Genomic DNA, 26886 nt, shown 5'->3' on the forward strand with positions numbered 1-26886 from the left:
CCATGAGCTTCACCCTGATCGCCGGCCCCTGCGTGATCGAGAGCCCCGAGCTGGTGTTTCAGGTGGCCGAGCGGATGCAGACAATCGCCGAGCGGTTGGGCATCAACTACATCTTCAAGGCCAGCTTCGACAAGGCCAACCGCAGCTCCGGGGGCTCCTTCCGCGGCCCTGGAGTCAGTGGGGGACTGGAGGTGCTCAAGGAGGTGAAGCAGCGTTTCGGCTTGCGGGTTCTCACCGACATACACGAAAGCCAGCAGGCGGCCCCCGTGGCCGAGGTGGTGGATGTGCTGCAGATTCCTGCCTTCCTCTGCCGCCAGACCGATCTGCTGCTGGCGGCTGCCGAGGCTGTGCGCGGCACCGACAAGATCATCAACGTCAAGAAGGGCCAGTTCCTCGCTCCCTGGGATATGGCCCAGGTGGTGACCAAGATGCGGGAGGCCGGAGTGGAGAACCTCTGGCTCACCGAGCGGGGCTCCAGCTTCGGGTACAACACCCTCGTCGTTGATTTCCGCAGCCTGCCCCAGCTGCGCGCCCTGGGTTGCCCGGTGATCTTCGATGCCACCCATTCGGTGCAGCAGCCGGGAGGCCGGGGCAGCAGCAGCGGTGGCCAGCGCGAATTCGTGGCGCCCCTGGCGCGGGCAGCGGCTGCGGTCGGCATCGATGGCCTGTTCATGGAAGTGCATCCCGATCCCGACCAGGGCCTCAGCGATGGGCCGAACATGGTGCCGTTGCATCGGGTCGAGCCGCTGCTGGAGCAGTTGCTGGCGATCCGCGCCCCCCTGCAGGAGCAGGGGGAGGCCGTCACGGTGCTGTGAGTGGTCCCCTGGCCTTGCCCTGGCGCCAGCCGGCCCTGCTGGCCTGGCGCTGGCGTGAGCGGCTGCGGGCCCTGCGGCTGCTGGTACTGGATGTGGATGGGGTGCTCACCGACGGGGGTCTCTGGACCACGGAGTCTGGGGAGGTGATCAAGCGCTTCGATGTGCGCGATGGTCTCGGGATCCGGCTGCTGCAGCAAGCGGGCCTCGAGGTGGCGCTGCTCAGCGGCGGCAAGAGCGGTGCCACTGAGCAGCGGGCCCGCTATCTGGGCATCAGCCAGTGCCTGACAGGAGTCAAGGACAAGCCCGAGGCTTTGGCGCAGCTGCAGAGCAGCCTGGGCATGACCATCGCCCAGACCGCTTTTGTGGGTGACGACCTCAATGATCTGGCAGTGCGGCCGGGGGTTGGCCTGCTGCTCTGTCCGGCGGATGCGGTGAGTCCACTGCGCCGCCAGGCCGATGCGGTACTCGCTGCCGGCGGCGGCCAAGGCGCCGTGCGCTCCCTGGCCGAGGCGATCCTGCGGGCACGGGACGAGTGGCGGGTGCTGAGCCGAGCCGGCTGGCGTGACCGCAATGGCTGAGCGCCGCGCAGGTCTGCGGGAGCGGTTGCGCGCCGGGCTGCGCCAGGCCGTCAGGGCCGGGCGGCTCGGTCCGATCGGACGGCTGGAGCGGCTCGACCGGGATGAGTGGCAGGCCCTGGCCGCCTACCGGGGGCTTGTGCATCAGGCCTTTGGTCAGCGGCCCTTCGCCCCGCGGGTGAGCGCCGACCTCTGGGATCGTCATGCCTTCCGCTCAGCCGTGTCCACCAAGCCGTTCTTCAGCCCGGCCCGGCGCGAGCTCGAGAACTCCTCCCACCACTACGGCCACGACATCCAGCTCAAGCGCCATGCGGGTCTGCCGTTGATCGGGGCGCCGCTCCCCCACCTGCTGGAGCATGGCCTCAAGGTGAGCCGGGAGGCCACCTTCGAGAGTCCGCGCCCCTGGACCCGCGGCTATCTCTGCATGGGACCGCTGCGGGCCCGCTGGCTGCGCGAGCGTTTCGGGCTGCCGGCCCATGCCATCGGCCCCTGGATCGCCTATGCCCGGCCCCTGCTCACGGTCGAGGCGATCAGCCAGTTGCGCGCCGAGCTCGGCCCCACCCTGCTGGTGGTGCTGGCCCACAGCTGGGATCAGGTGGAGCGGCGCATGGACTTAGAGCGCTGCGTGGCGGAGGTCCGCGGGCTGATGGAGGCCGGCGGTTACCGCTCGCTGATCTGGCTGCGCCACTGGAAGGACCCCGAACTGCTGCCGCTGCCGCCGGAATGGATCGTGGCCTGCAATGGGTATCGCTCCAACCCCTGGTTCCTCGACGCGATGCGCACGCTGCTTGCGCTCAGTGATGGTCTGGCCAGCAACGCCTTCGGTACCCACCTTGGCTATGGAGTGGCCCTGGGGGCACGACTGCACTGGATCGAGGCTGAAGCCGAGCAGGATCTCTCGGCCCTGGCCGGCGCCAAGGCTGAGGAGGAGGCCGGTGAGTGGGCCGAGCGGCAGCGCCTGAGCGCTCTCCTGCGGGAGGCGCTCTGGTCGGCGGAGCCTGGTTCCCAGGACAGCGTGCGACGCCTGCTCGATCCCTACTGGGGATTCGATGCGCTGCAGCCGGCACCGGCCCTGCGTGATCTGTTGCTGGACCGGCGCCGGTCCGCTCCCGCCGCCTGAGCGCCGTGCTGGCCTTCCCGTCGGTCGCTCCGTTTCGCCTCGATCAGGTCACTGCAGCGCCGCTGCTGATGGCTGGTCTCTTTGCCGCCCAGTTGGTGCTGGCGGCCGCCATGGCCTGGGCGGGGGTGCGCCAGCGGGCTGCCTTCTGGTGGATTGCTGCACTGGCCTTGGTGGCCCTGGTGGGGCTGTTCTTCACCCTCGCCAGCTGGGGCAACAGTGACACCACCAAGCTGAGCTACTACTTCAGCTTCGATCTCTCCCGCGTCAGGGGGGAGGCCTTCTGGGTGCTGGTGGCCCCCTGGGTGGTGCGGCTGCCCTACCGCATGTCGGCGGTGCATGGGTTGGTGGTGGCCGGCTATGCACTGGCGCCACTGTTGTTGGCATGGCGCTGGCGGGCCATGGCCTGGGCAGGCTGGTGGAGCCTGTTGATCTGCTGCAGCCCGCTGCTGCGCAACTTTCTCCAGAACGGCGTCAGCCGTCAGGCCCTGGCCACGCTGCTGCTGGTGCCTCTGCTGCTCTGGGCTGGCCAGCTGGCCGCGGTGCGCAGGCGCTGGGCAGCCATCGCCGCCCTGCTCTCACTCACGATGCACACGGCCTTCGCCGGCTCCCTCACGCTGGCGCTTCTGCCGGGGCTTCTGGCGGGGCGAACCACGACTCTTGCCCTGCTGCGACGGCGTCTGCACCGGCCTGCCGGAGCGATCGCCCTGGTTGCCGTCGCCGCCCTGGTCGCCGGCCTGGCGCTGTTGGTGGCCTTGGCCCTGCCAACGGCGGTGGAGAAACTGGCGGTCTACGTGCAACAGGAGAGCTACTTCAACAAGTACCCCCTGGATCCGGCGGTGGGGAGGCTCCAGGCGGCGATGCTGCTGGGGGTGCTGCTCACCTGCTGGTGGCGGAGGCTGAGCTGGCAAGCCTTGTTGAGCTGTGGTGTCACCCGTCAGCTCATCCTGTTCGGCCTTCTCTATCACCTGATGCAATGGTCGGTGCAGGCCGTATGGTTTCCGCAGATCACCAGTCGCCTCGCCGATGTGGTGGGCCTGTTTCTTTTGGTTGTGTATCTGGCCTGGTTGAACCGTTACCAATGCCATTGGGCGGTGCTGCCAGCGTTGTTCGTCACGGTTGATTACTGGCTGATCGAGCGCCTGCTGCCCTCGCGCCTGCTGACCTGCGGCCTTGACGACAACTTTCTCTGCATTCCTGATCGCTGGCCCTGGCAGATCCGCTACTGGGATCTCCCTTCACGCTGATGCTGTCTGCGGCCTTTCCGCTAGAGGCTCCCTTCCGGATCGACCAGGTCACCCAGGCCCCTGGTCTGATGGCAGGCCTGTTCCTGGCGCAGGTGCTGATGGCTCTGCTGATCCACCTGGCCGGCGCCTACCGCCGGCCACGGCTGTGGTGGGCCGCCGCCGTGGTGCTGCTGCTGCTGGTGCTGGTGTTCTTCACCCTGGGCAGCTGGGGCAACAGCGACACCACCCGCTTTTCCCACTACATGGCGGTGGATCCGGAGAGGGGACCGCCGGAGCCTCTCTGGCGCCTGCTGCGGCCGCTGGTGCTGCTGCTGCCCTACCGCATGGCCACCGTGCATGGGCTGGTGGTCGCTGGTTATGCGGCAGCGCCGCTGCTGATGGCTCGGGCCTGGGGTGTGCCCGCCTGGGGTGGCTGGTGGAGTCTGCTGATCTGCTGCAGCCCGATGCTGCGGGGTTTCATGCAGAACGCCCACAGCCGTCAGGCCCTGGCGGTGCTGCTGCTCCTGCCGCTGATGCTCTGGGCGGCCCGCCAGTTCCGCCCCCAACGTCTTTGGCTGGGGCTGGGGGTGATCCTCTCGGCGCTCACCCACAGCACCATCGTCTGGAATCTGCTGATCAGCCTCAGTCCCCTGGCCATGCGCCTGCCGGAGTCGCTGGCCATGGCGGCCGGGCGCTGCCGAGATATCTGGTCGCTCCCTGGCTGGCGGCGCTGGCTGGTTCTGCTGTCGGTGCTCGCTGGTGGGGCCCTGATCACCCTGGTGGGGATCACGGCCCTCCAGCGCCTGCAGGACTACTCATTCGATGCTTATTTCAGTGATTATTCGATCCGCAGGATCGTGGGCCGTCTGCAGCGCGCACTGACCCTGGGTGTCCTGCTGGCCTGCGCCCAGAAGCGGCTCTCGCCCTTGCGGTTGCTGCGCTGTGAACATACCCGGCTGCTGATGGTCTTCGGAGTGGCCTACCTGCTGATCCAGGCCTCGGTCAGCCACCAGTGGCTGCCCCAGGTCACCAGCCGCCTGGCAGACAGCGTCGCCTTCCTGCTGCTGATCAGCTTCCTGATCTGGCTCAACCACTACGACGCGCACTGGTGTGTAATCCCAGCGGTCTACGTCACGTTCCAGTACTGGTTCGAGGGCCGCATCCTTCCCTCCGCCGGCTTGGATTGCGGCCAGAACGACGACTTCCTCTGCGTGCCAGATCGCTGGCCATGGCAGGTGCGCTGGTGATCAGGCAGGTGATCCAGTCCAGGCCTCACCAGCGCTCCTGATCGAGCCGCTCACCGCGCAACTGGCGCAGCTTTTCCCCCAGGGCCGGTCCTGCGGCGTACCCAGCTTCCAGCAGCTCCCGGGCGCTGGTGGGAGAGGCCAGGCAGCGCCAGCGCAGCAACCAGCGCAGCAGCCCCCGTCGCCAGACACCAGGCGGCCCGCTCACCAGCGCCAGGATCACCGCTTCCGGCGTCAGCCCCCCCCGCTCCAGGGCCAGGCTCAGCTGCGCCGGGCTGACGCCTGGCTCAAGGCCGGGTTTCGACAGCCAGTCGCGCAGCCGCACCAGGCCGCGCAGGCTCAGCTGGCTGCGGTGGGGCAGCTGCAGCTGGTCGGCCAGAGCCAGGGGATCCGCCAGGGGGGCCAGCAGGGCCACCATCAACCACTGCTCCTGGGGCCAGGGGGGTAATTGAGTCAGGGCCAGCAGCCGCTGGGCCCAGTGCAGCCGTCGCCGCCAGTTCCGGTCTTGCTGGAGGACGGGATCCAGCAGTTCGAGGGCCTGCCAGTGCTGCAGCAGCTCCAGGGCCCGCGGCCAGGGTTCACGTCCGAGCAGCAGCTCCAGCTCCTTGCGCAGGCGGCTGCCCAGGGAAGGGGGCACCCCCGGGCTGGCGCTGGGTTTGGCCTCACCTCGGCGCCAGGGCCAGGCCGCGAGGGTGTGCTGCCACTGCGCCAGGGCCTCAGGCGCCAGCTCCAGGCCCAGCCGGGCGCTGTAGCGGGCCGCCCGCACGATCCGGGTGGGATCGTCCTGAAGGCTGTGCCCGTGCAGGAAGCGCAGGCGCCGGGCCGCCAGATCCTCCCGCCCGCCGAAGGGGTCCAGCAGCTGACTTTCGAGGGCATCGGCGTGGGCTGCCTCGGCCCGCTCCAGCTGCTCGACATCCAGCAGCAGGGCGATGGCGTTGATGCTCAGATCGCGGCGCGCCAGGTCATCCGCCAGGGAGCCGTAGCAGACGCTGGGATTGGCGCCGGGTTCCTCGTACCACTCGCGCCGGGCGGTGGCCAGATCCAGCAGCACCCCGTCGATGTCCAGTTCGGCGGTGCCGAACTCCTCATGCAGCTGGCAGCGACGCAGGCTGTGCCCCAGCAGCTCGGCCAGCTGGCGGGCGATGCGGTGGGCGGCCGGCGTCCCGGGTTCAGACCCGGATTGCTCGACCACCAGGTCGAGGTCGGGCAGGCCACGCCAGGGATCCCTGTGCACCCTGTGCAGCAGCAGATCCCGCACTGCCCCGCCCACCAGGGCCACCCGCAGGGGAGCGGCGGCTTCGACCACGAGCTGCAGGGCCCGCCGCAGGGGGGGCTCGAGCTGGATCAGCACGGGGTCACCAGACGTTGGGTGAGCAAGGCCATGCGCCGCACCCGCACCAGACGATGCAGGAACTCCAGTGGATGACGCCGGTAGCGGGGGTTGTGGGTCCACAGGGGCCGAAGGCTGAGCCAGACCACCTCGGCGCCGCTCAGGCTGTGCACCCCATAGAGCGCCGAGGTGAGGCCGGCCACCACCAGGCGCCGGCCGGGCGCCGCCTGCTGAAGAGTCCGCACCAGCACCTCCACAGGCACTGCGCTGCGCAACACGGCGGCCACTCCGGCTGGCGGTTCGGGACCGAAGCTGCCGCTGGTCGGTGCCTTCGGATGCTCGATCAGCAGCAGGCGATCCAGTGACGGATCGAAGCCCGGCAGCTGGGCGATCCAGGCCTCGAGCAGTTCCGCTGGCAGGCGCTCCCCTGGGAACTGATGGGCCAGGTTGGGGAGGGAGCAGAGCCAGAGCGCCCGCTCCGGCCGGGTGGCCGCGAGGCAGGCCTCCACGAACGGCTGGCAGGCCGCATCGAAGCTGGCCACCAGGGCTTCGAACAGTCGCGCGCGGGTGCCCAGCGGCACGGGATCCACCGGCCCATGGGGGCGGTGCCAGTGCGGTTGGGCGCCTTCGAGCACAGCGTGCACCCGTCGGCCCGGCTCCGGGATCGGCCGGTTGAGCAGGCTGGGCAGGATCGCCTTCAGCTCGCGGGCGCAGCGGTAGTAGAGGCCCAGGCCATCGCCGCAGATCAGCCAGGTGGGAATCCCCAGCCGCTCGCAGGGGTCCCGCTGCACCTGCTGCCATTGGTTGTTGAGGCAGGCCAGGTCGTAGGTGCCTGGCTCGAGGGCCTCCGGCTCCCGTACGAGGTGCACCGGAGCCATGGCTTCAGGATCCAGCTGGCGCAGTTGCTCCAGCCAGCGCTCGATTGCCCCGTGCTGCTCGGCCAGACGCAGGGGATCCCAGGTGATGGCACCGGTGAGCAGCAGAGCGATCTCCGCGGCACCCCCACCCAGCTCCGGCCGCTTCAGAACCACCGCCAGCTGGTTGACGAGATGGATCAGCCCTCCGCTGAGCACCAGCACCCTGGGAGCTGTGCTCACAGGGGCTCGATCGGTGCCAGGCGCGGATCGAGGATCTTCGGGCCCATACCCTCGAACTTCACCGCGATCGAGATCTTCTCGCCGCTGCCGAACAGGTGGGTGATCGTGCCGTCACCGAAGCTGGCGTGGCGCAACTGATCGCCAATGGCCCAGGCCCTTGGCGGGGCCCGGCGGCGCACCGCATTGGTCGGGGCCGCGGCGCTGCCGCCGGCGGCCACCCGCTGGCTTTCCTCTCGATCGATTCTGGTGAGGCGATCCAGCCGCTGCTCCCGCCGGATGGCGGCACCACCGCTGTGGGGAATGTCGCCCTGCACCAGCTCCGGCGGCAGCTCCGAGAGGAACACCGACGGCACCGCCGGCTCGCGCATGCCGCCCCACAGGCGCCGCTCGCTGGCGTGGGAGAGGAACAGGCGCTCCTTGGCGCGGGTGATGCCCACGTAGCAGAGGCGCCGCTCCTCCTCGAGGGCGGCGGGATCCTCCAGCGAGCGGTAGCTCGGGAAGAGGCCCTGCTCCAGGCCCACCATGCACACCACGGGAAACTCCAGGCCCTTGCTGGCGTGCAGGGTCATCAAGGTGACCCGGTCCTGCTCGGTGTCCTTGCTGTCGGCGTCGCTGGCCAGGGCGGCGGAAGCCAGGAAGCCCTCCAGCGAGCCCTCCTCGTTTTCCTCCTGGTATTGCAGGGCCGCGTTCACCAGCTCCTGCAGGTTGCGGCGGCGTTCCTCGGCCTCGTCGGTGCCCTCGGTGATCAGCTCGGCCAGGTAGCCGCTCTGCTCCATCACCCGCTGCACCAGTTCCGATGGGGGTGCGTCCTGGATGCGGCGGTTCAGATCGGTAATCAATTCGCTGAACTGAAGCAGACCCTTGGCTGAACGGCCCGCCAGAGAGCGCACCGCCTCCGCATCGTTCACCACTTCCCAGAGCGGCAGACCCAGCTGGGCCGCGGCGTCGGTGAGCCGCTGCACGGTGGTCTTGCCGATGCCGCGGCGCGGCACGTTCAGCACCCGCAGCAGGCTGACGCTGTCGGCCGGGTTGACCAGCAGACGCAGGTAGGCGAGCACGTCCTTGATCTCGCGCCGGTCGTAGAAGCGCAGGCCCCCGACCACGATGTAAGGGATGCCCCAACGCACCAGCGATTCCTCCATCGCCCGGCTCTGGGCGTTGGTGCGATAAAGAATCGCCATGTCGCCCCAGCTCAGCTCGGGGTGGGCAGCCTCGAGCATGCGCAGCCGGTGCACCACCGCCTCGGCCTCGGCGATCTCGTCGTCGCAGCGGGTGAGGGTGATCGGTTCCCCTTCACCGCGGGTGGGGCGCAGCACCTTGTCGATGCGTTCGCTGTTGTGGGCGATCAGGGCGTTGGCCGCCTCCAGGATCGTGGCGGTGGAGCGGTAGTTCTCCTCCAGCTTCACCATCGTCCGGGTGGCCTCGTCACTGGCCCGATCGCCGAAGTCGTCCTGGAAGCCCATCAGGATGGTGAAATCGGCGGCGCGGAAGCTGTAGATGCTCTGGTCGGCGTCGCCCACCACGAAGACCGAGCGCTGGCCCCAGTCGTCGAAGTGCTCGGGTTCGCGGCCGCCGGTCACCAGCAGCTTGATCAGGTCGTACTGGGTGCGGTTGGTGTCCTGGTATTCATCCACCAGCACATGGCGGAAGCGGCCGTGCCAGTAGTGGCGCACCTGCTCGTTGCTCTGCAGCAGCTGCACCGGCAGCAGCAGCAGGTCGTCGAAGTCGAGGGCGTTGTTGGCCGCCAGGGCACGCCGGTAGAGCCGGTAGGCCTCGGCTTCCTTGCGGCCGCGCATCCCCTCGGCCTTCGCCTCCATCACATCGGGCAGCCAGCCCTGATTCTTGGCATTGCTGATGGCCCAGCGCACTTTCTTGGGCTCGAAGCGCTTGGGATCAAGACCCAGCTCCTGGGTGACGATTTCCTTGACCAGGGTCTGGGCGTCGGTTTCGTCGTAGATCGAGAACTGGCGGGTCCAGGTGAGGCCTTCGGGGTCCTTGTACTTGTCGATGTCGAAGCGCAGCAGCCGCGCGAACAGGGCGTGGAAGGTACCGATCCAGAGCTCTTTGGTGACCTCCCGGTAGATGCGGTTACGAAGCTGCCGCTGCTGCTGGGGCTGCAGGGTGCTGAACGGCTGGCCGAACTGGCTGGTGGCGAGCCTCTGGGCCAGCAGCAGCTCCAGCCGTTCCTTCATCTCCCGCGCCGCCTTGTTTGTGAAGGTGACGGCCAGCAGCTGGTGCGGATCGACGCCGTGGTGGCCGATCAGGTGGGCGATGCGGTGGGTGAGGGCGCGGGTCTTGCCGCTGCCGGCGCCGGCCACCACAAGGAGCGGGCCGGTGTGATGGTCCACCGCCCGGCGCTGGGCGTAATTGAGGCCGGCCAGGAAGCTCATCGGTGTCATTGTATTCAGCGCTTTGCGGCGCTCAGGGAGGCGATGTCGAAGCCTGACCTAGGATTTAGAGGCGGTATGAGCCCCAGGTCAGGCCAGCCACGCGCTCATGCAGAGGATCACTGCTGATTGGGCCGCACCACTCCTTGACATTGGCCGCCGCCTGTCGGATCTGCTCCGGCGAACGGCAGTCTCCCGGCGGACTGGCCTGGTGGCGGTGCTGTTGGTGATCACGTGGTTCACCGGTGCGCGGCTGCTGAACGAAGGTCTCCACGCCCACATATACGACTTTGGCAACGAAGCTCTTCGGGCCGTGCAGGCCTGGGAGAACCACGGCTTCTTTTCAATGGGCGGGATGTATCCATGGGGCCGCGGCTATTTCGATGCGGCCAGCTTTCCGCAAACGATCTACCGATCCAAGACCCCCCTCGCTCTGCTGCCGCTGTGGCTCGGTTACAGGCTGGTGGGTGAATCCGGCTTTCACCTGTTCAAGCTCTACTGGTCCCTGGCGGTGGTGCTGCTGATGGGGCTTCTGCTGGCGGCCATCGCCACATCCTGCTTCGCCTCCCGACGTGTCGGCGACAGGCAGCTGGTGTTCGCATCCACCTACGCCATCGCGATCACCAACGAGGCTCTGCTGCGCTACTGCTTGGTCGATGAACCTCAGTATCTCGGGCTATTCCTGCACCTGCTGGGCGTGTTCCTGCTGCTGAAGTGGCTGCGAGGGCCCACCGCCCGTGCTGCGGGGTTGCGTGGGGTGATCGGTGTCTTCTTCCTGGCCTCCTGGACTTACCCGATCCTGGGCGGCATCAACGCGGTGATCGCCATGGGGCTGAAGCGGTTGCGGCCCGATCGTCGCCTGCGTTGGGCGCTGGGGGCTATCGGGCTCGCTTCCCTGCTGGGACCTGTTCTCTATTTCCTCCAACGCTGGACGGTGAGCGCGATGTTCCCCGACCGGTTGGTGGGCCAGCGCCTGCCCACCCGGATGGGATTCACGCCGGACAACAATTTTCACGACGGTGTCTTTGACGCCCTGAACTTTCTGTTTTGGCAGAAATCAGGAGAGACCCTGGAATCATCGGGAGTGGCCCCCTCCCACGCGATCGAGCATTACGCCGTGTGGATTCTCGGGATGGTGTTGTTCGTGCTCTGCCTTTCCCGCATCCGCCGGGACCGCCAGCTTCTCCTGATCCTTAGCGCCGGTCAGATGTGGCTGTTCATCCCCCTGTTTCACCAGACGCTGAGCCAGCACCCTTGGATCTACGGCCTGCTCTTCACCCCCACAGTAGTGCTCGGCTGGGTCGGTGCTCCCACCCTGCTGCTGCCCCACCGCCCGGGCGACAGCTTCCCGGCTTTCGTGATGGTGGGTGTGGCCGTACTGATCTGGGCCATCCAGCTGCGTTTCTTCCTGGTGAACTACCTGGGCTGACGTGGCGGTGAGGTGCGGCCGGGCAACGAGACCTACATTTGACCCTGCTTCGATTGGCCTGCATCCGTTTGTCTGAACCGATCCCGGTCTTCATCGGTTACGACCCGCGAGAGCGGGCCGCCACCAACGTGCTGATTGACAGCCTCTACCAGCACAGCAGTGCGCCGCTGGCGATCACACCTCTGGTGACCCCCCAGCTGGAGCGCCAGGGCCTTTACCACCGGGGGAAGGATCCGAAGCAGAGCACGGCCTTCTCCTTCACCCGCTTCCTGGTGCCCCATCTGATGGGCTATCAGGGCTGGGCCGTCTTCATGGACTGCGACATGCTCTGCCGCGGCGATATCGCCGAGCTCTGGGCCGAGCGCAGCGACGACTACGCCCTGATGTGCGTGCAGCACGAGCACGTGCCGGCGGAAACCGTGAAATTCCTCGGCGAGGTGCAGAGCGCCTACCCGAAGAAGAACTGGAGCTCCCTGATGCTGCTCAACTGCGGCCGCTGCCAGGCCCTGACCCCCGAATACGTCAATAGCGCCAGCGGCCTGGAGCTGCACCGCTTCCACTGGCTGGCTGGCGATCATGAGATCGGTGCCCTCGACGGTCGCTGGAACCACCTGGTGGATGTGCAGGCCGCCCCGACGGCCGCAGTGGCAGAAGGAGGCCCAACCCTGCTGCATTGGACCCTGGGGGGCCCCTGGTTCCGGGAGCAGCGCACCATGGGCGGTCCGCTGGCGGCGGAATGGTTCTCCGCCCGCGACGACGCCCTCAAGCTCTGGGACTGACCTGTTGACAGCGCGCGAGACGGAGCCGATGGTGCCGGCGCTGAGCGTGGTCACGGTCTGCATGAACCGCCGCGACCACCTGCTGCGCTCCGCCGCCGCCCTCAGTCGCTGGCCCCACCACAGTGAACACCTGATCGTGGACTGGAGCAGCACCGAGCCCCTGCGCCGCGAAGACCTGCCCTCGGATCCCCGCCTGCGGCTGCTGCGGGTGGAGGGGGAAGACCGCTGGAACCTCTGCCGCGCCTACAACTTCGCCATCGCCCGTGCCCGCGGTTCCCTGCTGCTGAAGCTGGATGCGGACTGCTGGCCGAGCCAGCGATTCGATCCCACAGCCGCCGGGTTAATGGTGGCCCTCGAAGCTCCTGACCCCGTCCTGGGAGCCGACGACCAGACGATGCTCTGTGCTCTCGGTAGTGGGCCCGAGGGCCGCAAGGGCCAGTTCCTGATGGCCCGCTCCCTGCTGGCGGAGGTGGGCGGCTACAACGAAGTGCTGGTTGGCTACGGCTTCGACGACAAGGACCTGGCGGCGCGGCTGGTGCAGCGTCTCGGTGTGGAGCCGGCCCGCATCCCCGCCGACTGGCTGGTGGTGATCCCCCACTCCGATGAGGAGCGGGCCGAGCAGGCACCGTCCGCTGGCCCCCTCGGGTTGCGGCGCTCCCAGGGGTTCGCCGCCATGCGGGCTTCCCGCCTGGCCAACCGGTTGCTGGCTGCCCAGCAGCCCTGGGGCCGGCGCTCTCGTGCCTCCCGCTACCTGGAGCAGCCCCAGGGGGTGTGGCGGCTGGAGCCGGGCAGCCTCCCCCAGCCCTCCCCGGCGCTGCAGGAGGAGGTGGAGCACGCCCGGCGCATGTCCTTCTGGGGCACCTTCCTGGCGATTCCGGAGGTGTTTCTCGAGCAGATGCCCTTCCCCCTGCTGCCCCCGGCGCGGGGTGGGCCCTGGCCGGTGCGCTGGTGGCATCGCCTCTACTGGTACAGCGGCCGCCAGCTGCTCCAGCTGCCTGTGCTGGCCCTGGCCCTGGTGCGCGAGGCCTTGCAGCTGGCCCGCCGCCGCCGGGAACGCCGCTGAGTCCCGTTCTTACATTGAGCGTGCCATCTCCCGTGGGCGCGATCCCCTCCCTCAGCCTCGTCACCGTCTGCATGAACCGGCACGAGCACCTGCTGCGCTCTGCCGCCGCGGTGGCGGCCTGGCCCCACCACCAGGAACACCTGGTGGTGGACTGGAGCAGTGACGAATTCCTGCGCCGCTCCGATCTACCGCCCGATCCGCGCCTGCGTCTGCTGCGCGTCGAGGGGGAGACGCGCTGGAACCCCTCCCGCGCTTACAACTTCGCCCTCGCCCAGGCCCAAGGCGATTGGCTGATCCGCATGGACGCCGACTGCTGGCCCACGGCCGACTTCGATCCGGAGGCTCTGTTGGCGGATGGATCCCTTTGGGTGGGCACCGGCACAGAGGGCCGCTACGGCCAGTTCCTGATGACCCGCGAGCGCTTCGAGGCGGTGGGAGGCTTCAACGAGTGCATGCGGGGCTGGGGCTTCGAGGACAAGGACCTGCGCGCCCGGCTGGCCTTCCAGCAGGGTTGGTCCCTCGGGGAGATCCCAGTCGCCGCGATCGGGGTGATCACCCACTCCAACGAGGAGCGCATGGGCCAGCCGCGGGCGAATGGCCGCGGCAGCCTGCGCCAGAGCCTTGGCCTGGCCACGATGCGGGCCTCCCGCCTGGGCAACCGCCTGGTGGCGGCCCACTGCCCCTGGGGCACCGCCAGTCGCCGGTCCCGTTATCAGCAGATCCAGCCCGGCCTCTGGCGCCTGGAGCCCGGCAGCCTGCCGAAGCTCCCGGCGGACAGTGCCGATGAAATTGATCACGCCCGGCGCATGGCGTTCTGGGGCTGCTTCCTGGCCATCCCTGACATCTTTCTGGAGCGGCTGCCGATCAAGCTGGTGCCCCTCGATCGCCACGGGGTCTGGCCGGTGCGCTGGTGGCATCGACTGCACTGGCAGACGGGCCGGCGGTTGCTGGAGCTGCCGGTCTGGCTGCTGTCCCTCGGCCGCGGCCGTCTGCAGGGCATGAAGCGGGTGGCCGGACGGCCGTCGTGAGCGCAGACCCACCCGCCCCAGCGCTCCTGTGATCCGCCTCACCTTCGTCTTCAACGGGATCCACCTCGAGGCGGCACGGCGCCTGCGCCGGCGAGCGGCGCCGGATTCGTCGTCGCGTCGACACTGGCCCATGCCGGTGCTGCAGGTGCTGGTGCTCGAAGGCAGCCGCCTTTGCCTGGAGCGCGAAGACCGTCAGCTCTGGCCCCTGCGCCTGCGGATCCAGCCGGCGGTGATGGCCGTCCTGGCCCTGCTCACCACCCTCGGGCTCGTCGGTGAGGTGCGGCTGCCCCACCTCCGTGGTGCGGGCCGCGCCCTGCGCTGGCTGGTGCGTCGCTGCCCCTGCCTGCTTCTGCTCGATGACGGCCTCGATCAGTACCGCGGCCAGCCCCGGGCCCTCGACCCCGGGCGCTTCCCGCCGGGAACGCCCCTCGCCCTGTTCTCCGACCAGCGCGAGAGCCGGGCCCCCTGGTGCGAGCGCTTCCACGTGCTGGAGCTCGGGCCGCTTTATCGGGCCGCGCCCGGGGCCGATGCCCCCCCACCAGGTGCACAGCCGGGCAGCCTGATCGTGGACTCCCCCGGGGTGGAGCAGCTGATGGCGAGGGTGGAGCAGCTACCCCGGCCGTGGCAGCTCGTACCTCATCCGGTGCGCTCGAAACGGTCATGGCCGTTGCCGTGTGAGGCCACGCCGGCGGGGAGTGAAGTCCAGATCGCGCTGGAGCAGCGCATCGCCCGGTTTTCCGGCCTGATCGTGGTGGGGGAGAGCATGGCCCTCTTGGCGGCCCTGGCCCTGCGTCCGGCTGGATCGCCCTTGCTGGTGACCCTGCCGGCCAGCAGTGATCCCCACCTGCGTGCTTTGGTGACTCGCCTGGCCAGCAGGGATCCGGCGGTGAGCCTGGTCTGAGCCGAGCCGGCTCAGGCCAGTTGCCGCAGCAGTTCCTCCACCGCTCGGCCGGTGTCCGCCCAGCGGAAGCGGGTGGCCTGGAGCAGGCCCGCCTCCCCCAGCTGAGCGGCGAGTGCCGGCTGCTGGATCAGGGCCGCCATGGCCGAGCCGATGGCGCCCACCGAGCGGGGATCCACCCGCAGGGCCGCCTCTCCCACCACTTCCGGCAGGGCCCCGGCCTCGGCGGCGATCACGGGGGCGCCGCAGGCCATCCCCTCCAGGGCTGGCAGCCCGAAGCCCTCCCAGAGGCTGGCCATCACCAGTCCACGGCAGCGGTTCAGTAAGTCCAGCCGTTCCTGGTCGCTGACCCAGTCGCGCCAGTCGCAGCGGCCGGCGATGCCCAGCTCACTGGCCAGACGCCGGAGACGGGGGGTGTAACGGGGATCCTGGGGGCCCACCAGCGCCAGGCGGTGGTCGCGGTCTTGCAGATCCGCGAATGCGCGCAGTACCCGCTCCAGATTCTTGTGCGGGTCGTGGCGGCCGAGCACCAGAAAAAAAGGTTGCCGCTCCAGCCCCAGGGGCCGCAGCAGCCCGGGACTGAATCCCAGCCGGATCGGTACCAGCCGCCTCGCGGGCACACCCAGGCGCTGGTGCACCTCTCGGGCCGTGGCTTCGGAGTTGCAGAGCACGCGCACTGCCCGGTGCAGCACCAGCGGCACGTAGGCCAGGTGGTACGCCAGCAGGGGGGTTAGCTGCGGGTAGCGGAGAGGCAGCAGGTCGTGGGCGAGCACCACTGAGCGCACCCCCCGCCCCAGAGGGGCTTCCGGCAGGGGCGAGAGCAGCAGCGGTGCCCCGCTGCGGCGCAGCAGTTTCGGCAGCTCCCGCTGGGTCCAGAGCAGGCGGCGCAAGTGGCCGGCGCGGCCGTGCTCGGGCGAGAGGTTGGCGGGGATCTTAAGGCTGCCGGGGCGATCGCCGCCGCAGGGATCCAGCAGCGGCACCAGGACCGGATCCAGGGCCGCCGCCAATTCGCGGGCCACCACGCCGATGCCGGTAGGCCGTTGCCCGAGATAGCTGCCGTTGAAGAGGGCCAGGGGCATCGCCGCACTCATCGCCTTGGGGGAACCGCCGGCGAAGCGGTGGGGAAGGGACCCATGGCCTCCGCCATCGCCACCAGCGTCGCCCAGCTGCGTTTCGGCCGCCCCGGCAGCCGCAGCAGCGTCATGAGCAGCAGCCTCAGGTTGCGTAGGGCCAGCACCCAGCGGGGTCGGTGGCGGCGCAGAAAGCGCAGATAACTCAGGGTCGAGAGCCGCTGGCGCCGCTCGCTGGGGGTGTGGCTGCCTGCACCCCTCTGGTGGGTCACCGCCAGCGCCGGCAACCACAGCACCGGGGCGCCCGTCGCCCCCAGCCGCAGGCAGAGGTCCATGTCTTCGTAATAAAGGGGGAAGGCGGGATCGAAGCGAGCCGGGGGTAGGTGGGCGCTGGGCCGGATCAACAGGCTGCAGCCGCTCAGCCAGTCGAGCTGCACCGCGCCTCCGCCAGGGATGGCAGTGGCGGCAGCAGAGGCTGCGGCTGAGCCGACAGCAGAGGCCAGGCTGGCTTCACCCACCCGCCGCCGGCGGAAATCGAGGCCGGGATCGATCCAGCCGCCGCTGGGCTCGAGCTCACCGCTTGCGCCGCGCACGGCGGTGCCCAGCAGCGCCCGGGGCGGCAGTTGCGCCAGGGCCTCGCTCAGCCGCTCCAGTTCATGGCCGGCCGGCAGGGCGGTGTCGGGATTGAGCAGCCAGATCCAGCCCTCCCAGCCCCGGCGGGCCAGGTGCTCGAAGCCCTGGTTGCAACCTGCCCCGAAGCCATCCCCTTCCCGGCCCGCCACCAGCTCCAGCTGCAGCCCACCGCCGGCGTTGAGGTCACTGGCCCGCAGCGGCGCCGACTGCGGGCTGTTGTCCACCACCAACCAGCAGATTGGGGGCAGGCTCTGGCGGGCCAGATCACTCCCCAGCTGCTGCAGGGCGTCGAGGCTGTGGTAAGCCACGCTGAGCACCACGGGCACGGAACCGGGAGGAACGGCAGTGATGAGCGACCCGCGGCTGAGCGCAGCTTCGCAGGAGGGCCCCGGTCAGCCAAGCGACAAGCCCCCCTGTGGCATCTGCCGCCTCCATGGCGATGGGGAGGCGGTGGCCCGTGACGAAATCCTTCGCCAGGACCTCTGGCTGCTGCGCCATCACCCCCGGCCGGCCCCCCTGGCGGGTTGGCTGCTGCTGGATGCCCGCCGCCATCTCGGTGGACCGATCGACTTCCTGCCGGAGGAGGCGGTGGCCTTCGGTCCGATTCTGCAGCGCTGCAGCGAGCTTGTGCGAACACTCACAGGCTGCGGGCGGGTCTACGCGATCGCCTTCGGTGAAGGTGCCCGGCATCTGCATGTACATCTCATTCCCCGCCACGGGGACGACCCTGGCAGTGAGGCCTGGAGGGTGGCGGACCTCTACCGGGCGGTGTCTGCTGGCGAGCGGGCCGCGGCGCCGGAGCGGCAGGTGGAGCAGCTGGTGCGCCAAGCCAGGAAACTCACTGCTGCCTGGCGATAGGCTCCGCAGCAGCGACCGGGGCCCTGCGGTGAACGAGGCAGACCTGCAGCAGGAGGCAGCGGCCCCCTGGCGTTACCTGGTGGCGGTACCCGCCCGGCTCGAGTCTTCCCGGCTGCCGAACAAGGTGATGGCCGAAATCGGCGGGCAGCCGATGCTGCGGCGGGTGCTGGAGTGCTGCCGGCAGTCCCGGCGGGCCGCAACGGTGGTGCTCTGCACCGACAGCGACCTGCTGCGGCAGGAGGCCGAGGGCTGGGGTTTTCCTGTCCTGATGACAGCGGCCTCCTGCAGCTCCGGCAGCGACCGCCTCGCTTCGGTGGTGGACGAGCTCACGGCCCTGGCCGCGACCGCAGTCGCCGGAGCGGAGGCTGCCCCACCTGACCCTGCCCGCACGGTGATCATCAATGTTCAGGGGGATCAACCTTTCATTGATCCGGCGGTGATCGATGCGATGGCCGAGGCCTTTGCCGGCACCACGCCAGCCCCCGCCGTGCTCACCCCGGTGTACCGGATGGGTGCGGAGAAGGTGCACAACCCGAATGTGGTCAAGACGCTGCTGGCGGCGGACGGTCGTGCCCTCTACTTCTCCCGCTCCGCGATCCCTCACGTCCGTGGCGTCGAGTCCGCTGACTGGTCCCGGCACGCTCCCTACTGGGGGCATGTGGGCATCTACGGCTACCGGGCCGACGTGCTCGCCCGCTGGGCGCATCTGCCCCACTCACCCCTGGAGCACACCGAGAAGCTCGAGCAGCTGCGGCTGATCGAGGCCGGCATCCCGGTGGGCACCTTTCCCGTCGACGGTGATTTCCTCTCGGTGGACACCGCCGAGCAGCTGGAGCAGGCCCGGGCGATTGCAGCGGCCGCTGCCGGCTGAGGGCTCAGACTGCTCCCGGCGCCAAGCCCGCCTGAACCAGATCGTGCAGGCGCAGCAACCCCAGCATCGGTCCCCCGTCGGCCAGCACAGGCAGCACACCGATCGGCTTGCGTCGATTGCGCTCCATTCGCTCGAGCGCCTGCACCGCCAGCAGATCCGCTCCCACGGTGATCGGGTCGACGGTCATCAGATCGGTGGCCCGCAGTTCACCCCACGTGGCCGGTGAATGATGCTCCAGTGCCCGGCGCAGGTCGCCATCGGTGATCAGTCCGGCCAGCAGGGAGTCGTTGTCGGCACGGCTGACCCAGCAGGCCCCCACCCCATCGCCGGTGAGCCTGGCGATCACTTCGCTGAGGCTGGCGTCCTCCTCAAGGGGATGCAGCTGAGCGGTCGGCACCATCAGGTCCCCCACCGTGAGGGTGAGTTGCTTGCCCAGGGCACCGGCAGGATGGTTGAGGGCGAAATCGGCTGGTGAGATGCCGCGTCGCTCCATCCACACCGCCGCCAGGGCATCGCCGATCGCCATCGCCACGGCGGTGCTGGCCGTGGGCGCCAGGTTGAGGGGGCACACTTCCCGGTCGACGGAGCCATCGAGCACCACCTCGCAGCCCCGGGCCAGACTCGAGGCCACCCGGCCCACCAGGGCGATGCGGCCGGTGCCGCGGCGGCGCAGGTGGGGCAGGATCTCCAGCAGCTCCTGGGTCTCGCCGCTGTTGGAGAGCAGCAGCACCACGTCCTGGGGGGCCACCACCCCCAGATCGCCGTGCAGGGCGTCGAGAGGGTTGAGGTAGAGGGCCATCAGCCCTATCGAGGAGAAGGTGGCGGCGATCTTGCGCGCCACGATGCCGCTCTTACCCACCCCGGTGATCACCAGCTTGGCGCGCTCGTCGGCGCAGCGGTCCAGCAGAACCAGGGCCGCATCCACTTGGTGGCTATCGAGCCGGCCGGCTGTTGCGGCGATGGCTGCGGCCTCTTCCTGCAGGCAGCGCGTCAATGCCGACATATCAGCTGCAGGCGGTGGAGCGATGCGACTGTATGGCGCGCGAGCCGGGCGGATCGGGGTGGGGGTCAGATCCGCGCCATGGCCGAGCGCACCTCCCGATCGGCGTCCTTACCCCTCTCATCCTGGCGCTTGTCGTGCAGCTTGCGGCCCTTGGCCAGCCCCAGGGTGAGCTTGATCCAGGAGCCCTTGAGGTGCAGATTCAGCGGCACCAGGGTGAGGCCTTTCTGGTCGAGTGCCACCCGCAGCTTGTTGATCTCCTTGCGGTGGGCCAGGAGCTTGCGGGTGCGCAGAGGCTCGTGGTTGAAGTAGGCGCTCGCGTGGCTGTGGGGGGAGATGTGCACGTTGTGCAGCTGCAGTTCGCCGTTGCGGATCAGACCGAAGCCGTCGCGCAGGTTGGCCTTGCCCGCCCGGATCGACTTCACCTCGGTGCCCACCAGCTCGATGCCCGTTTCCAGGGTTTCGAGGATCTCGTATTGATGTCGTGCGAAGCGGTTGTCGGCCAGCAGCCGGTTGGCGGCATCCCGTGCCGCCTTGGCCGCTTTCTTGCCCGCGCCTTTGGCCATCGACCTCCCCTCTGCTGAACTGACCCTATCCACGTCCTGGCCTGCCTACTCTCAGGGCCATGGCGATCGTCTCCTCCGCAGCCGGATCCGGTGCCCAGCCGCCACCGCGTCTGCTGGATCCACGCCAGCAGAAGGCCAGCCGCAGCCGGGATCCGCTCGAGGCCGAAGAGGAGGCCCCCCTTCCCAACCGGGAGGACGGCCTGCGGCCGCGGCGCCTCAGCGATTACATCGGCCAGAGCGAGCTCAAGCAGGTGCTGGGCATCGCCGTGGAGGCCACCCGTCAGCGGGCGGAGGCCCTTGATCATGTGCTGCTCTACGGCCCCCCTGGCCTCGGCAAGACCACCATGGCGCTGGTGCTGGCGGAGGAACTGGGCGTGCGCTGCCGCATCACCAGCGCCCCCGCCCTGGAGCGCCCGCGCGACATCGTCGGTCTGCTGGTGAACCTGCGCCCGAACGAGCTGCTGTTCATCGATGAGATCCACCGGCTCAACCGCGTGGCCGAGGAACTGCTCTATCCGGCGATGGAGGACTTCCGCCTCGACCTCACCGTCGGCAAGGGGACCACGGCCCGCACCCGGGCGGTGCCGCTGGCCCCCTTCACCCTGGTGGGTGCCACCACGCGGGCCGGAGCCCTCAGCTCACCCCTGCGCGATCGCTTCGGGCTGATCCAGCGGCTGGAGTTCTACACCGTCGACGATCTTCAGGCGATCGTCGAGCGGGCAGCCGGGTTGATCGGTCTGGTGCTGGAGGCGGAGGCGGCTGTGGAGGTGGCCCGTCGCTGCCGCGGCACGCCTCGCATCGCCAACCGGTTGCTGCGGCGGGTGCGGGATGTGGCCAGCGTTCAGGGGCAAGCGCGCATCGGCCCGGGACTGGTGGCCGAGGCCCTCAGCCTGCACAGGGTGGATGCCCTTGGCCTCGATGCCAGCGATCGCCGCCTGCTGGAGTTGCTGCTCGGTGGCTACGGCGGCGGCCCGGTGGGCCTCGACACCCTGGCCGCCGGCCTCGGTGAAGACCCGATCACCCTGGAAACAGTGGTGGAGCCCTTTCTGCTGCAGCTCGGATTCCTGCAACGCACCCCCAGGGGTCGGGTGGCCACCGAGGCGGCACGGCGCCATCTGGCCTGGCCGGAGGCCGCCTGATGGCTGGCTTGCGGGTTATGGGATGGGGCCTGCTGGCGCTCTGTCTGACCCTGGCTCTGGCGCTGCTGCCCGCCCCACGACCGCTCTGGGCCAGCCCCGCCACAGCAGCGCCGCTGCCGCAGTTGTTCGAAGCGGCCCTTGCGGCCAGCCGCGAGGGCCGCTTCGGTGATGCCCTGCCCCTCTGGGACCGGGTGCTGGAGCAGGCTCCGAGCGATGCCGCCGCCTGGAGCAACCGGGGCAACGTGCAGCTCGCCCTGGGGCGGGCTGAGGCCGCGATCGCTGACCAGGAGCAGGCGATGGCGCTTGATCCGGTCAACGCCGATCCCCACCTCAACCGCGGCACCGCCGAAGAGGCCCTGGGCCAGTGGGACCTGGCCGCCGCCGATTACCACTGGATTCTTGAGCGGGATCCCGAGGAGGCTTCCGCCCTGTACAACCTCGGCAATGTGGAAGGTTCGCTTGGTCACTGGGATCAGGCCAGGGACTGCTTCGAGGCGGCGGCGGCGGCCCGGCCGGGCTTTGCCATGGCCCGCTCCAGTGCGGCCCTCGCCGCTTTTCAGCTGGGGGAGCCGGCCGAGGCCGAGCGGGAACTGCGCAAGCTGGTGCGCCGCTATCCCCTCTTCGCCGACGCTCGGGCGGCCCTGACGGCCCTGCTCTGGCAACGGGGCGCCGGCGGTGAAGCGGAAAGTAACTGGGCGGCGGCCTCGGGTCTGGATCCCCGCTACCGCCAGCCAGAATGGTTGCTGGAGATCCGACGCTGGCCCCCGGGGCCGGTCCAGGCTCTCGAGGATTTTCTCCAGTTGGTCCAGCGATGAGTTCTGCCGCCCCACCCCGTTCCAGCGGCACCGCGGCGGATATTTGGCGGCGGCTGGATCTGGCCAGGGCTCTGGAGCAGGCCACGCCCGAGTTGATCGGCCTGCGCCGCCACGTCCATGCCCACCCCGAGCTGAGCGGCGCCGAACACCAGACGGCGGCCCTGGTGGCCGGTGAGTTGCGCCTGCTCGGTTGGCAGGTGCGCGAAGGGGTCGGCCGCACCGGTGTGGTGGGTGAGCTGGGGCCGGAGGGAGCTCCGCTGCTGGCCGTGCGGGTCGACATGGATGCCCTGCCCGTGGAGGAGCGCACCGGCCTCGCTTTCGCCTCCAGTCAGCAGGGGTTGATGCATGCCTGCGGGCACGATCTGCACACCGCTGTGGGGCTCGGTGTGGCGCGACTGCTCGCTCCCCTGGCCGGCCAGCTGAGTGCCCGGGTGCGGCTGCTGTTCCAACCGGCGGAGGAAACGGCCCAGGGGGCGGCCTGGATGCTGGCCGATGGCGCCATGGAGGGCGTGCAGGCCCTGTTCGGGCTGCATGTGTTCCCCAGCCTGACGGTGGGAACGATCGGGGTGCGCAGCGGCAGCCTCACCGCCGCCGCGGGTGAGCTGGAGGTGGAGGTGCTGGGGGAAGGGGGCCATGGTGCCCGGCCCCACCAGTCGACCGATGCGATCTGGATCGCGGCCCGGGTGGTGAGCGGCCTGCAGGAGGCGATCAGCCGTCGGCTGGATGCCCTGCACCCGGTGGTGGTGAGCTTCGGGCGGATCGAGGGGGGCAAGGCGTTCAACGTGATCGCCGACCACGTGCGTCTGCTGGGCACCGTCCGCTGTCTGGACACCACCGTGCATGCCGAGCTGCCGGGCTGGATCGAGGACACCGTCCACTCCATCTGCCGGGGGTATGGCGGCGAGGCCCGGGTTCGCTACCGCTGCATTTCGCCGCCGGTGCACAACGACCCCGCCCTCACCGATCTGGTGGAGGAGGCCGCCCAGGCCCTGTTGGGCCGCCCGCAGGTGCTGCGCCTGGATCAACCGTCTCTGGGGGCTGAAGATTTCGCCCAACTGCTCTCGGTGGCGCCGGGAACGATGTTCCGTCTGGGGGTGGCTGGAGCCGATGGTTGTGCCGCTCTCCACAACGGCGGCTTCAACCCCGACGAAGGCTCCCTGGCAGTGGGGGTCGAGGTGCTCACCCTCAGCCTGCTGCTCTGGATGGAGCGCCAGGCTTGAGCCGCTTCCGTCCTGCCCTGAGGATGGTGCTGGCCCTTTCGGCCCCTCTACTGATTCTGCTGGCGCTGGTGAGCCTGGCCTCCCGCCGCGGCACCCAGCGGCTTGAGGCGGTGCCGGCCCTGGTGATCGGCACCGGCCTGCTGGTGAGCAGTGGTCTGCGCCGGGCCCAGAGGCGGCGGATCTTGCTGGAGGCCCTGCGCCTGGCCGCTCCCCCACCGGCAAGCGGGTCTGGTGATGGCCAGGGCAGCAACGTGGCAGGGTGAAACTCCTTCGCAAGCCACCCCCCCATGGACGACGCGGAAACGTCATCACCAGCCGACTTTGACCCCGAGGCGATTCGCCAGGCGATTGTCTCGGACGACCCTGCCCAGGCTCTGCCGGCCCTGGTGGGACTGCGCAAGCTGGAGGCCGAACAGGCCGTTCCCCTGTTGCTGCTGGGTCTGGAGCAGGAGCCCTTCATCGTGCGCTCCATCAGCTGTGCGGGTCTGGGGGTCAAGCGCAATGAAGCTGGCTGGTCGGCCCTGGTCGAGGCGCTCCAGGGTGACGAGGATGCCAACGTGCGGGCCGAAGCCGCCAACGCCCTGGCCAACTACGGGTTGGAGCGGGCCTGGCCCTTGCTGCGGGAGTCGTTCCAGCGGGACGAACAGTGGTTGGTGCGCTGCAGCATCCTCTCGGCCCTGGCCGAGCAACCACAGATCGACCCCCAGGTATTGCTGGAGCTGGCGCGTATGGCCGTTGCTGTTGCCGACGGCAGCGTCCGGGTAGGGGGAGCGGAGATCCTCAGCCGGGTGGTGCGTGAGGCTGCTTCCAGCCAGCCCCCCGACCAGGCCGCGGAGGCTGCGCGGGAGCTGCTCCGCGGCCTGCAGCAGGACGCCGATCACCGGGTGGTGGCGGCCGCCCTGAACGGTCTTCAGGCCTGACCACCCATTCCGTCCAGCCTTGCTAGTTTGAGGGAGTCACTAGGGGTGCCCGGCCGTCTTCGGCTGTGGGCTGAGATCACACCCTCCGAACCTGATCCGGGTCATGCCGGCGCAGGGAAGTGTCCCGATTTCTGCTGTGGCCTTCGGTTGCGGCCGTGTTCGGAGCCGGAGATGTGCCTGCTCGGTCCGGCCCCGTCATTCAGCAGCCGATCATGCGCAGTGCCTGGATTGAGAAGCGTCGCGGCCACGCCAACGTGTCGCAGATGCACTATGCCCGTCAGGGTGTGGTAACCGAAGAGATGGCTTTCGTGGCCAAGCGGGAAAACCTGCCCGAATCGCTGGTGATGGAAGAAGTGGCCCGGGGCCGCATGATCATCCCGGCCAACATCAACCACACCAATCTCGAGCCGATGGCGATCGGCATCGCCTCCAGGTGCAAGGTTAACGCCAACATCGGTGCCTCGCCCAATGCCTCGGATCTCGATGAAGAGGTGGCCAAGCTGCGGCTGGCGGTGAAGTACGGCGCCGATACGGTGATGGACCTCTCAACCGGTGGCGTCAACCTCGATGAGGTGCGCACGGCGATCATCAACGCTTCGCCGGTGCCGATCGGCACGGTGCCGGTGTACCAGGCGCTCGAAAGTGTGCACGGCTCGATCGAGAAGCTCGATGCCGATGATTTCCTGCACATCATCGAGAAGCATTGCCAGCAGGGGGTGGATTACCAGACGATCCACGCCGGCCTGCTGATCGAGCACCTGCCGCTGGTGAAGGGCCGCCTCACCGGCATCGTGAGCCGTGGCGGCGGCATCCTGGCTCAGTGGATGCTTTATCACCACAAGCAGAACCCGCTGTTCACGCGCTTCGATGACATCATCGAGATCTTCAAGCGCTACGACTGCAGCTTCTCGCTTGGCGATTCGCTGCGGCCCGGCTGCCAGCACGATGCTTCTGATGCCGCCCAGCTGGCGGAACTCAAAACCCTGGGCCAGCTCACGCGCCGCGCCTGGGAGCACGACATCCAGGTGATGGTGGAGGGTCCGGGCCATGTGCCGATGGACCAGATCGAGTTCAACGTCAAGAAGCAGATGGAGGAGTGCAGCGAGGCGCCCTTCTATGTGCTCGGTCCGCTGGTGACGGATATCGCTCCCGGCTACGACCACATCACCAGCGCCATCGGCGCGGCGATGGCCGGTTGGTACGGCACGGCGATGCTCTGCTACGTGACCCCGAAGGAACACCTGGGACTGCCCAATGCCGAGGATGTGCGTGAGGGCCTGATCGCCTACAAGATCGCTGCACACGCCGCCGACATCGCCCGCCACCGCCCTGGCGCCCGCGACCGCGACGACGAACTCAGCCGCGCCCGCTACGCCTTCGACTGGAACAAGCAGTTCGACCTCTCGCTCGATCCCGAGCGCGCCCGCGAGTATCACGACGAAACCCTGCCGGCCGACATCTACAAGCAGGCCGAGTTCTGCTCAATGTGCGGGCCGAAGCACTGCCCGATGCAGACCAAGATCACCGACGAAGACATCGAGGGGCTGGAGAAGGTGCTCGCGGAGCAGAAGGCGGAGCAGGCTGCGGTGGTGTGAACTGAGGGCAGCTGCGGCTGCAGAATCTGAAAGCCCGGGGTGAAGCACCCGGGCTTTTTCTTGATCCTGATTCCGATGCTGGGTCTAGACAGCCTCTCTGTGCTTGGCCTCCTGCAGGGGTGTGACTGACCATTCGGTTCTCAGACCCGTTAACCACGGCTAGTCTTGCGATGCATTTGGTCAGATACCATGCGGCGCAACGGTATTGCGCGAACATCGCCGGGTGCGGCGCCGTGGTTCACGGAAAGAAGAGCCCTGCGGGGAGTGGTTCACGGAAACCACCTAATAACAAGTTATGCGCAGTAGAGTCCGTTAAAAATCCCGTATGCTTGAAGTCCCACTCATTCAGCGTTATGTCAACAACTTTCGTCGCCACTTGGCTCAGTATTTGAAGCCTGGCATAGCTTTGCGTTGCGACGTCTATCCGGCTCTCTCAGGGGGCGCAGTCATTGAATTCACGCTTAGTTCCACTGAAGAGAACGACGATACATATCATCCTAACTCAGAGACTGTATCTGAAGCATTGGCTAATGTAAATCAGAAGGCGTTCGGCGGCAATCTCTCGGGATTTAGATTTCGAGGAACTAATACCATACTTGAAGGAAATCGGCTTATATTTATCAAGGATGACTGTTCTGCTGAGTGGAGCGACACCGCAGCCAGAGCTGATGTGATGCGAGTAGTTGACGGGCAAGCCGGAGGCGACCGATGAAACTCGGAGACCTGGAGGGAACACCCAAAGAAATAGAAGACTTCTTTGAGAACAATGGTCTTAATCTAAATGACTATTTTCAGCCGCCTGATAAACCCATCCACAGTGCATGGCTTTATGTGCCAGCCATTATTGTTGTGGCCTCAGTCTTGTGGCCCAACTTCACTGAAGCAACTCCTTCCCAAGCGGCTCCATTTCTTATCGGGTGTCTCGGTATAGTCTGGTTGTCCATATCGCTACAGATACGTTATAAGCAGCCCGTCGTGTCTGGCATAGCCGGTTTTGGTTGCGTCGCGGTGTTGGTTGTCTCTTATAGGTTTCTCACTCCACTTGAAGCAATTCAGCAGCTACAGAATTTCCATCAATGACGCATAACGAACAAGGATAGATCGTGCGCAGCCACGATCTTATCCGGTGGTTGGACTAGCCCTTTTCGCTATTGACCAGTGGCTTACGGTAGATACGTCGGCCCGAATCTCAGCTTTCCTTCTGAATTCCG

Annotated in this window: 26 protein-coding genes and 1 riboswitch; of the genes, 19 read left to right on the forward strand and 7 right to left on the reverse strand. The window is 68.1% G+C overall.

The window, feature by feature from the left end; all coding sequences use genetic code 11:
* Window positions 1-2: 2 nt before the first annotated feature.
* Genes kdsA through KBY93_RS11960 form a run of 5 tightly spaced genes read left to right on the forward strand, consistent with a single transcriptional unit; the run spans window position 3 to window position 4980 of the window.
* A complete protein-coding gene (gene kdsA, locus KBY93_RS11940) occupies window positions 3-815 on the forward strand; it encodes a 3-deoxy-8-phosphooctulonate synthase (protein WP_255094644.1) in 813 nt (270 codons plus the stop codon).
* A gap of 14 nt (window positions 816-829) precedes the next feature.
* Window positions 830-1393 (forward strand): HAD family hydrolase, encoded by a 564-nt coding sequence (locus KBY93_RS11945; protein WP_255094645.1) that lies wholly within the window; start codon window positions 830-832, stop codon window positions 1391-1393.
* Window positions 1386-2510, forward strand: a complete 1125-nt coding sequence (locus KBY93_RS11950) for a hypothetical protein (protein ID WP_255094675.1) — start codon at window positions 1386-1388, stop codon at window positions 2508-2510. The genes KBY93_RS11945 and KBY93_RS11950 overlap by 8 nt, the downstream gene beginning before the upstream one ends.
* A 5-nt stretch (window positions 2511-2515) precedes the next feature.
* On the forward strand, window positions 2516-3754 hold the full coding sequence (locus KBY93_RS11955; RefSeq protein WP_255094646.1) for a hypothetical protein: 1239 nt from the start codon (window positions 2516-2518) through the stop codon (window positions 3752-3754).
* The gene (locus KBY93_RS11960; RefSeq protein WP_255094647.1) at window positions 3754-4980 is read left to right on the forward strand and encodes a hypothetical protein; all 1227 of its coding nucleotides are present in this window, start codon (window positions 3754-3756) and stop codon (window positions 4978-4980) included. The genes KBY93_RS11955 and KBY93_RS11960 overlap by 1 nt, the downstream gene beginning before the upstream one ends.
* Before the next feature lie 25 nt (window positions 4981-5005).
* Here KBY93_RS11960 and KBY93_RS11965 read toward each other — a convergent pair whose 3' ends face one another.
* The 3 genes from KBY93_RS11965 to KBY93_RS11975 are packed head-to-tail and all read right to left on the reverse strand — an operon-like array spanning window position 5006 to window position 9794.
* Window positions 5006-6328: a CCA tRNA nucleotidyltransferase gene (locus tag KBY93_RS11965; RefSeq protein WP_255094648.1), complete on the reverse strand. Its 1323-nt coding sequence runs from the start codon at window positions 6326-6328 to the stop codon at window positions 5006-5008.
* Window positions 6322-7404, reverse strand: coding sequence for a hypothetical protein (locus KBY93_RS11970; protein WP_255094649.1), 1083 nt, complete (start codon window positions 7402-7404; stop codon window positions 6322-6324). Before KBY93_RS11970 ends, KBY93_RS11965 begins: the two co-directional genes overlap by 7 nt.
* Complete coding sequence (locus tag KBY93_RS11975; protein ID WP_255094650.1) at window positions 7401-9794, reverse strand: UvrD-helicase domain-containing protein; 2394 nt, start codon at window positions 9792-9794, stop codon at window positions 7401-7403. Before KBY93_RS11975 ends, KBY93_RS11970 begins: the two co-directional genes overlap by 4 nt.
* Before the next feature lie 106 nt (window positions 9795-9900).
* On the opposite strand from KBY93_RS11975, the gene KBY93_RS11980 reads away from it, so the two are divergent.
* The 5 genes from KBY93_RS11980 (at window position 9901) to KBY93_RS12000 (ending at window position 14991) form a co-directional block, all read left to right on the forward strand.
* A complete protein-coding gene (locus tag KBY93_RS11980) occupies window positions 9901-11220 on the forward strand; it encodes a hypothetical protein (RefSeq protein ID WP_255094651.1) in 1320 nt (439 codons plus the stop codon).
* A 68-nt stretch (window positions 11221-11288) separates the two neighbouring features.
* The gene (locus KBY93_RS11985; protein WP_255094652.1) at window positions 11289-11999 is read left to right on the forward strand and encodes a hypothetical protein; all 711 of its coding nucleotides are present in this window, start codon (window positions 11289-11291) and stop codon (window positions 11997-11999) included.
* Between the two features lie 4 nt (window positions 12000-12003).
* Entirely contained in the window at window positions 12004-13062 is a 1059-nt protein-coding gene (locus KBY93_RS11990; protein ID WP_255094653.1) for a glycosyltransferase family 2 protein, read from the forward strand.
* Window positions 13063-13094: 32 nt separating this feature from the next.
* Window positions 13095-14090, forward strand: a complete 996-nt coding sequence (locus tag KBY93_RS11995; protein ID WP_255094654.1) for a glycosyltransferase family 2 protein — start codon at window positions 13095-13097, stop codon at window positions 14088-14090.
* Window positions 14091-14118: 28 nt separating this feature from the next.
* On the forward strand, window positions 14119-14991 hold the full coding sequence (locus tag KBY93_RS12000; RefSeq protein ID WP_255094655.1) for a hypothetical protein: 873 nt from the start codon (window positions 14119-14121) through the stop codon (window positions 14989-14991).
* A gap of 11 nt (window positions 14992-15002) precedes the next feature.
* Here KBY93_RS12000 and KBY93_RS12005 read toward each other — a convergent pair whose 3' ends face one another.
* The gene (locus KBY93_RS12005) at window positions 15003-16067 is read right to left on the reverse strand and encodes a glycosyltransferase family 1 protein (RefSeq protein WP_255094656.1); all 1065 of its coding nucleotides are present in this window, start codon (window positions 16065-16067) and stop codon (window positions 15003-15005) included.
* Window positions 16068-16075: 8 nt separating this feature from the next.
* Window positions 16076-17017 (reverse strand): glycosyltransferase family 2 protein, encoded by a 942-nt coding sequence (locus KBY93_RS12010; protein WP_255094658.1) that lies wholly within the window; start codon window positions 17015-17017, stop codon window positions 16076-16078.
* Between the two features lie 22 nt (window positions 17018-17039).
* Here KBY93_RS12010 and KBY93_RS12015 point away from each other — a divergent pair, with 22 nt between their 5' ends.
* The gene (locus tag KBY93_RS12015; protein ID WP_255094659.1) at window positions 17040-17549 is read left to right on the forward strand and encodes an HIT family protein; all 510 of its coding nucleotides are present in this window, start codon (window positions 17040-17042) and stop codon (window positions 17547-17549) included.
* A 28-nt stretch (window positions 17550-17577) separates the two neighbouring features.
* The gene (gene kdsB / locus KBY93_RS12020; RefSeq protein ID WP_255094660.1) at window positions 17578-18420 is read left to right on the forward strand and encodes a 3-deoxy-manno-octulosonate cytidylyltransferase; all 843 of its coding nucleotides are present in this window, start codon (window positions 17578-17580) and stop codon (window positions 18418-18420) included.
* Between the two features lie 4 nt (window positions 18421-18424).
* Here the strand turns inward: kdsB and KBY93_RS12025 are convergent, their stop codons facing one another.
* Both KBY93_RS12025 and smpB read right to left on the reverse strand, forming a co-directional pair.
* Entirely contained in the window at window positions 18425-19423 is a 999-nt protein-coding gene (locus KBY93_RS12025) for an SIS domain-containing protein (protein WP_255094661.1), read from the reverse strand.
* Between the two features lie 65 nt (window positions 19424-19488).
* Window positions 19489-19986 carry an SsrA-binding protein SmpB gene (gene smpB, locus KBY93_RS12030; protein ID WP_255094662.1) on the reverse strand — a complete coding sequence of 166 codons (498 nt, stop codon included), beginning with the start codon at window positions 19984-19986 and terminating at the stop codon, window positions 19489-19491.
* 59 nt (window positions 19987-20045) lie between these two features.
* Between smpB and ruvB the strand changes: the two genes are divergently transcribed.
* The 7 genes from ruvB (at window position 20046) to KBY93_RS12065 (ending at window position 26755) form a co-directional block, all read left to right on the forward strand.
* A complete protein-coding gene (ruvB, locus tag KBY93_RS12035; RefSeq protein ID WP_255094663.1) occupies window positions 20046-21125 on the forward strand; it encodes a Holliday junction branch migration DNA helicase RuvB in 1080 nt (359 codons plus the stop codon).
* Window positions 21125-21940 carry a tetratricopeptide repeat protein gene (locus tag KBY93_RS12040; RefSeq protein ID WP_255094664.1) on the forward strand — a complete coding sequence of 272 codons (816 nt, stop codon included), beginning with the start codon at window positions 21125-21127 and terminating at the stop codon, window positions 21938-21940. Before ruvB ends, KBY93_RS12040 begins: the two co-directional genes overlap by 1 nt.
* The gene (locus KBY93_RS12045) at window positions 21937-23160 is read left to right on the forward strand and encodes an amidohydrolase (protein ID WP_255094665.1); all 1224 of its coding nucleotides are present in this window, start codon (window positions 21937-21939) and stop codon (window positions 23158-23160) included. The genes KBY93_RS12040 and KBY93_RS12045 overlap by 4 nt, the downstream gene beginning before the upstream one ends.
* Window positions 23157-23423 carry a DUF3188 domain-containing protein gene (locus tag KBY93_RS12050; protein WP_255094670.1) on the forward strand — a complete coding sequence of 89 codons (267 nt, stop codon included), beginning with the start codon at window positions 23157-23159 and terminating at the stop codon, window positions 23421-23423. Before KBY93_RS12045 ends, KBY93_RS12050 begins: the two co-directional genes overlap by 4 nt.
* 24 nt (window positions 23424-23447) lie before the next feature.
* Window positions 23448-24080: a HEAT repeat domain-containing protein gene (locus KBY93_RS12055; RefSeq protein WP_255094671.1), complete on the forward strand. Its 633-nt coding sequence runs from the start codon at window positions 23448-23450 to the stop codon at window positions 24078-24080.
* Between the two features lie 31 nt (window positions 24081-24111).
* Window positions 24112-24215, forward strand: a riboswitch (TPP riboswitch).
* A 77-nt stretch (window positions 24216-24292) separates the two neighbouring features.
* Entirely contained in the window at window positions 24293-25675 is a 1383-nt protein-coding gene (gene thiC / locus KBY93_RS12060; RefSeq protein ID WP_255094672.1) for a phosphomethylpyrimidine synthase ThiC, read from the forward strand.
* 708 nt (window positions 25676-26383) lie between these two features.
* Window positions 26384-26755 (forward strand): hypothetical protein, encoded by a 372-nt coding sequence (locus KBY93_RS12065; RefSeq protein WP_255094673.1) that lies wholly within the window; start codon window positions 26384-26386, stop codon window positions 26753-26755.
* Window positions 26756-26886 lie beyond the last annotated feature (131 nt).

Source organism: Synechococcus sp. J7-Johnson (assembly GCF_024345795.1).
Lineage (GTDB): Bacteria > Cyanobacteriota > Cyanobacteriia > PCC-6307 > Cyanobiaceae > Regnicoccus_A.